This is a genomic window from Mycolicibacter senuensis, from assembly GCF_003284925.1.
GTDB lineage: Bacteria > Actinomycetota > Actinomycetes > Mycobacteriales > Mycobacteriaceae > Mycobacterium > Mycobacterium algericum_A.
Genome location: NZ_QMEX01000183.1, coordinates 1 through 6,246, shown reverse-complemented (window position 1 = coordinate 6,246; position 6,246 = coordinate 1). Strand labels below are relative to the sequence as shown.

The 6,246-nt window shown below is 67.4% G+C and carries 7 protein-coding genes; 6 read left to right on the top strand and 1 reads right to left on the bottom strand.

Going from position 1 to position 6,246, the window contains the following annotated elements:
- The 6 genes from whiA to secG all read left to right on the top strand — a co-directional run.
- A partial coding sequence (gene whiA, locus DQP56_RS21960; protein ID WP_112689036.1) for a DNA-binding protein WhiA occupies positions 1–444 on the top strand: 444 nt, incomplete at its 5' end.
- Positions 445–570: 126 nt separating this feature from the next.
- A complete protein-coding gene (locus DQP56_RS21955) occupies positions 571–2,325 on the top strand; it encodes a DUF3556 domain-containing protein (protein WP_112689034.1) in 1,755 nt (584 codons plus the stop codon).
- A gap of 102 nt (positions 2,326–2,427) precedes the next feature.
- Positions 2,428–3,450 (top strand): type I glyceraldehyde-3-phosphate dehydrogenase, encoded by a 1,023-nt coding sequence (gene gap / locus DQP56_RS21950; RefSeq protein WP_112689032.1) that lies wholly within the window; start codon positions 2,428–2,430, stop codon positions 3,448–3,450.
- Between the two features lie 14 nt (positions 3,451–3,464).
- A complete protein-coding gene (locus tag DQP56_RS21945) occupies positions 3,465–4,703 on the top strand; it encodes a phosphoglycerate kinase (RefSeq protein WP_112689030.1) in 1,239 nt (412 codons plus the stop codon).
- Positions 4,700–5,485 (top strand): triose-phosphate isomerase, encoded by a 786-nt coding sequence (gene tpiA, locus DQP56_RS21940; protein ID WP_112689028.1) that lies wholly within the window; start codon positions 4,700–4,702, stop codon positions 5,483–5,485. The genes DQP56_RS21945 and tpiA overlap by 4 nt, the downstream gene beginning before the upstream one ends.
- 42 nt (positions 5,486–5,527) lie before the next feature.
- Positions 5,528–5,761: a preprotein translocase subunit SecG gene (secG, locus tag DQP56_RS21935; RefSeq protein WP_013829205.1), complete on the top strand. Its 234-nt coding sequence runs from the start codon at positions 5,528–5,530 to the stop codon at positions 5,759–5,761.
- A 12-nt stretch (positions 5,762–5,773) separates the two neighbouring features.
- On the opposite strand, the gene DQP56_RS21930 is transcribed toward secG, so the two are convergent.
- Positions 5,774–6,172 (bottom strand): ATPase, encoded by a 399-nt coding sequence (locus DQP56_RS21930; RefSeq protein WP_112689026.1) that lies wholly within the window; start codon positions 6,170–6,172, stop codon positions 5,774–5,776.
- Between the last annotated feature and the right edge of the window lie 74 nt (positions 6,173–6,246).

Below are 6,246 nucleotides of genomic sequence, written 5' to 3'. Positions count from 1 at the left end.
GCGGACCGGGTGGTGGTGCGCGACGGCGAGGCGATCGGCGCCTTGCTGACCAGGATGGGCGCCCAGGACACCCGACTGGTGTGGGAGGAACGCCGGATTCGCCGTGAGGTGCGCGCGACGGCCAACCGGCTGGCCAACTTCGACGACGCCAACCTGCGTCGGTCGGCCCGCGCCGCGGTGGCCGCCGCGGCGCGGGTGGAACGCGCCCTGGACATTCTGGGCGACACCGTCCCCGAGCACCTGGCCTCGGCCGGCAGGCTGCGCGTCGAGCACCGGCAGGCGTCGCTGGAGGAACTGGGCCGGCTCGCCGATCCGCCGATGACCAAAGATGCGGTGGCCGGCCGGATTCGGCGGTTGTTGTCGATGGCCGACCGCAAGGCCAAGCAGGACGGCATCCCCGACACCGAGTCCGCGGTCACCCCGGAGTTGCTGGAAGACGCCTGAGGGTGTGTTCGGTGATCCACCGAACCGGTCGCGGTCCCCAAATCGGCACCCGAGCCCGAAATCGCCTCGCCCGACCGCGGTTACCGCTATAACTGAACGCGGTACACGGCAGGGAGTGAGGCCAAGATGGGGTTCATCAAACCGTCGGTTCCGGACGTGGACCCAGCGGGCTGGCGCACCACTCCGTGGGCAACCCGGGCACAGATCTGCAGCCGGCACTGGGCCGAGCACGGATTCGGCACCCCGACGGCGGTCTACCTGCTGTATCTGCTCAAGATCGCGGCCTACGCCGGCGGCGCCGCGGCGGTCGTCGCACTGACGCCGGGGCTGGGCGGGCTGCGCGAAGTGGCGCAGTGGTGGACGGAGCCGATCGTCTACCAGAAGCTTGTCGTCTTCAGCTTGCTGTTCGAGATCCTGGGACTGGGTTGCGGTTCCGGCCCGCTGACCGGACGATTCTGGCCGCCGATCGGCGGATTCCTGTACTGGCTGCGGCCTAACACGATTCGACTGCCGCCCTGGCCGGACCGGGTCCCGCTCACCGGCGGCGATACCCGGACGCTCATCGACGTCGCGCTGTACGCCGCGGTGCTGGCCTCCGGCAGCTGGGTGTTGCTCGCGCCGGGCGTCCTGGACACCAGCCCCGGCGGCCCCGGCGAGATCGGCCTGATCGACCCTGTCCGGGTGGTCCCGCTCATCGCTGCACTGGTGCTGCTGGGGCTGCGGGACAAGACCATCTTCCTGGCGGCCCGCGCCGAGCATTATGGGCTGACGTTGCTGGTGTTCTTCTTTCCCTACGTCGACCAGATGGCCGCGTTCAAGCTCATACTCCTCGGATTATGGTGGGGCGCAGCGACGTCCAAGCTCAACCATCACTTCCCATATGTGGTGGCCGTGATGATGAGCAACAACGCCCTGTTGCGGCCGAGGATGTTCACCCGGTTCAAACGCCTGCTCTACCGTGATCACCTCAACGACCTGCGACCCACCCGGATACCGCAACTGATGGCGCACGTCGGCGGCACCACCGCCGAATTCATCGTGCCGGCGCTGCTGGTGCTGGTCGCCGGTGATCAGCCCTGGCGGTGGGCGTTGATCGCATTCATGGTGGTCTTCCACCTCAACATCATCTCCAACCTCCCGATGGGAGTTCCGTTGGAATGGAACGTGTTCTTCATCTTCTCGCTGTTCTATCTCTTCGGTCAGCACACGGAAATTCAGGTGTACGACCTCAGCTCACCACTGCTGGGGGTCATTCTGGTCGCCGGCCTGGTGGTCATGCCCATCGCGGGAAACATGTTTCCCCAACAGATCTCGTTTTTGCCGGGGATGCGTTACTACGCCGGAAACTGGGCCTCGAGCCTGTGGTGCTTCCGCGACGGCGCCGAAGACAGGCTCGAGGCGGGTACGGTCAAGAGTTCGGCACTGGTCATCAACCAGCTCGCCAGGCTCTACGACCGGCCCACCGCCGACCTGGTGGCTGACAAGGTTCCAGGGGCCTTTCGGGCCATGCATCTGCACGGCCGGGCACTCAACGGCCTGCTGCCGCGGGCCTTGGGAGGAGCGGGGAACCAAGCCGACTACAGCATCCGGGACGGCGAGATCATCGCCGGCCCGCTGATCGGGTGGAACTTCGGCGAAGGCCACCTGCACAACGAGCAGCTGCTGGCCGCGGTGCAGCGCCGCTGTCACTTCGCCGAAGGCGACCTGCGGGTGATCCTGCTGGAAGGGCAACCCATTCACCGCCAGGAACAGGCCTACCGCATCGTCGACGCCAAATCCGGCCTGATCGAAGCGGGCCACGTGGCAGTGGCCGACATGCTCAGCCGTCAACCGTGGCCCGAGGCCGGCGACGAGTTTCCGGTCCGCATCACCGCGCAGTAGGCTACGGCCGCGTCGTCGCCGTACCCGATGACCTGTAGGTGCGGTCACGCACTAGGCTGGCGGCGAATACACCAGCAAACTAGGCGACACGAGGAGAGACCAGTGACGGTCCGGGTAGGCGTGAACGGCTTCGGCCGCATCGGGCGCAACTTCTTCAGGGCATTGGACGCGCAGCACTCCCAGGGTGCCAACACCGATATCGAGATCGTCGCGGTCAATGACCTGACCGACAACGCCAGCCTGGCCCACCTGCTGAAGTTCGACTCCATCCTGGGCCGGCTGCCCCACGACGTCAGCCTCGAGGGCGACGACACCATCGTCGTCGGCAACACCAAGATCAAGGCTCTGGAGGTCAAGGAGGGTCCGGCGGCGTTGCCCTGGGGCGACCTCGGGGTGGACGTCGTTGTGGAGTCCACCGGCATCTTCACCAAGCGCGACAAGGCGCAGGGCCACCTGGACGCCGGCGCCAAGAAGGTGATCATCTCCGCGCCGGCCAGCGACGAGGACATCACCATCGTGCTCGGCGTCAACGACGACAAGTACGACGGCAGCCAGAACATCATCTCCAATGCCTCGTGCACCACGAACTGCCTGGGCCCGCTGGCCAAGGTGCTCAACGACGAGTTCGGCATCGTCAAGGGCCTGATGACCACCATCCACGCCTACACCCAGGACCAGAACCTGCAGGACGGCCCGCACTCCGACCTGCGGCGGGCCCGGGCGGCCGCGATCAACATCGTGCCGACCTCCACCGGCGCCGCCAAGGCGATCGGCCTGGTGCTGCCGGAGCTGAAGGGCAAGCTGGACGGCTACGCGCTGCGGGTGCCGATCCCCACCGGCTCGGTCACCGACCTGACCGCCGAGCTGAGCAAGTCGGCCTCGATCGACGACATCAACGCCGCGATGAAGGCCGCCGCCGAGGGACCGATGAAGGGCATCCTGAAGTACTACGACGCCCCGATCGTCTCCAGCGACATCGTCACCGACCCGCACAGCTCGCTGTATGACGCCGGGCTGACCAAGGTGATCGACGACCAGGCCAAGGTGGTGTCCTGGTATGACAACGAGTGGGGTTACTCCAACCGGCTGGTGGACCTGATCGCGCTCGTCGGCAAGTCGCTGTAAGAGCGATCGTGGCTGTGTCATCGGTCAAGGCTGTTTCAGAACTGATCGCCGAGGGGGTTTCGGGGCGGGGCGTGTTGGTGCGCTCCGACCTGAACGTACCGCTCGATGACGGCAAGATCACCGACCCGGGCCGGATCACCGCATCGGTGCCCACGCTGCGCGCGCTGGTCGACTCCGGCGCCAAGGTGGTGGTGGCCGCGCACCTGGGCCGGCCCAAGAACGGGCCGGACTCCAAGCTGTCGCTGGCCCCGGTTGCCGCCGCACTCGGCGAGCAACTGGGTCGGCACGTCCAGCTGGCCGGTGATGTGGTCGGCACCGATGCGCTGGCCCGCGCCGAAGGCCTCACCGACGGCGACGTGCTGCTGCTGGAGAACATCCGGTTCGACCCCCGCGAGACCAGCAAGGACGATCAGGAGCGCCTCGCGCTGGCGCGGGCGCTCGCCGAGCTGGTCGCCGCGCCGGACGGCTCGCCGGGAGCGTTCGTTTCCGACGGCTTCGGCGTGGTGCACCGCAAGCAGGCCTCGGTCTATGACATCGCCACCCTGCTGCCGTCGTACGCCGGAACGCTGGTAGCCGCGGAGATCCAGGTGCTGCGGCAGCTGACCGAATCGACCGAGCGGCCCTATGCCGTGGTGCTGGGCGGGTCGAAGGTCTCCGACAAGCTCGGTGTCATCAAGTCGCTGGCGACCAAGGCCGACTCCATCGTGATCGGCGGCGGCATGTGCTTCACCTTCCTGGCCGCCCAGGGTCTTCAGGTCGGGACCTCGCTGCTGGAGGCCGACATGGTCGACACCTGCCGGCAACTGCTGGACGACTACGCCGACGTGCTGCGGCTCCCGGTCGACATCGTCGTCGCCGACAAGTTCGATGCCGGTGCCACCCCGGAAACCGTTGCCGCCGATGTGATTCCGGAGGGCAAGATGGGTCTGGACATCGGTCCGGGCTCGGTGCAGCGCTTCGCCACGCTGCTTGGCAACGCCAAGACCATCTTCTGGAACGGGCCGATGGGCGTGTTCGAGTTCCCGGCGTTCGCCGCCGGCACCAAGGGCGTTGCCGAGGCGATCGCAACGGCCACCGGCAAGGGCGCGTTCAGCGTCGTCGGCGGCGGGGACTCCGCCGCGGCGGTGCGGGCGCTCGGCTTGCCCGAGGACGGTTTCTCCCACATCTCCACCGGCGGTGGGGCGTCGCTGGAATACCTTGAGGGGAAACCACTGCCAGGGCTGCAGGTACTGGAAACCGAAGGGGCGCAATGAGCCGCAAACCGCTGATCGCCGGCAACTGGAAGATGAACCTCAACCACTTCGAGGCGATCGCACTGGTGCAGAAGGTGGCGTTCTCGCTGCCGGACAAGTACTACGACAAGGTCGACGTCACGGTGCTGCCGCCGTTCACCGACCTGCGTAGCGTGCAGACGCTGGTCGACGGGGACAAGCTTCGGCTGACCTTCGGCGCCCAGGACCTCTCGCAGCACGACGCGGGAGCCTACACCGGCGAGATCAGCGGGGCGTTTCTGGCCAAGCTGGGGTGCAGCTTCGTCGTCGTCGGGCACTCCGAGCGGCGTAGCTATCACGGCGAGGACGACGCACTGGTGGCCGCCAAGGCGACCGCCGCGCTCAGGCACGGACTCACCCCGATCGTCTGCGTCGGCGAACACCTCGAGATCCGGGAAGCGGGCAACCACGTCGAGTACTGCGTGGACCAGCTTCGCGGCTCGCTGGCCGGGCTGAGCGCCGAACAGATCGGTGCGAGCGTCATCGCCTACGAACCGGTGTGGGCGATCGGCACCGGCCGGGTCGCCGGTGCCGCCGACGCCCAGGAGGTGTGCGCGGCGATCCGTGCCGAACTGGCCAAGCTCGCCTCCCCGAAGATCGCCGAGGCGGTACGGGTGCTCTACGGCGGCTCGGTCAACGCCAAGAACATCGGCGAACTCATCGCCCAGCCCGACGTCGACGGCGGTCTGGTCGGCGGCGCGTCGCTGGACGGCGAGCAGTTCGCCACCCTGGCGGCGCTGGCGGCCGGCGGGCCGCTTGTCTAGCCGCGCCGGGTCGCGCCGCGGCGGCACGGTAGGGTAGCGGCCATGATCTTGACGCTGCAGATCCTCTTGGTGATCACCAGCCTGCTGGTGATGCTGCTGGTGCTGCTGCACCGCGCCAAGGGCGGCGGCCTGTCCACCCTGTTCGGCGGCGGCGTGCAGTCCAGCCTGTCGGGCTCGACGGTGGTCGAGAAGAACCTCGACCGGCTGACCTACTTCGTCATCGCCATCTGGCTGGTGTCGATCATCGCGGTCGGGCTGCTGATCAAGTACGCCTGAGCCAGGCGGCGTCTAACGCACCACCCGGTTCCGCATGGCGTTGAACATGCCCCGGACCACGTTCTCGGTCGCGGCCAGCGGCGCCATCGCGGTCTCGCCGACGCTGACGATGTCGTCCATCCGGCTGACGATGGTTTCCACCGGCTCGATCAGGGCAACCAGCCGGCTGGCCAGGTCGTCGAGACTGGCCATGGTCTCATCAAGGTGGTCCAGGCCGTCACCGAGGCGTTCGACGGTGGCGTTGAGGCCGACCAGGGAACTGTTCAAGGCGTTCATCGTGTCGCCCAGGCCGTTCAGGACGTCTTCGAGTTGCCCGACGGTCACGTCGGCGTTCAGCGCCGCCTGCGCCAATGTCTTGAGCCGATTGCGTTCCCCGCCGGTACCCGAGCCTCTGTCTGCCATGCCGCTCATTATGACGCGGCGGCAGCCAGTGTCGGGCGCCGGTCAGTGAGATTGCGCGGGCAGTTGCGCGGCCGCCTCGGCAT

Bases quoted from the DNA above. Each gene is read 5' to 3' on its own strand.
- DQP56_RS21955 (WP_112689034.1), top strand. From the start codon at position 571: ATGGGGTTCATCAAACCGTCGGTTCCGGACGTGGACCCAGCGGGCTGG.
- tpiA (WP_112689028.1), top strand. From the start codon at position 4,700: ATGAGCCGCAAACCGCTGATCGCCGGCAACTGGAAGATGAACCTCAAC.
- secG (WP_013829205.1), top strand. From the start codon at position 5,528: ATGATCTTGACGCTGCAGATCCTCTTGGTGATCACCAGCCTGCTGGTG.
- DQP56_RS21930 (WP_112689026.1), bottom strand. From the start codon at position 6,172: ATGAGCGGCATGGCAGACAGAGGCTCGGGTACCGGCGGGGAACGCAAT.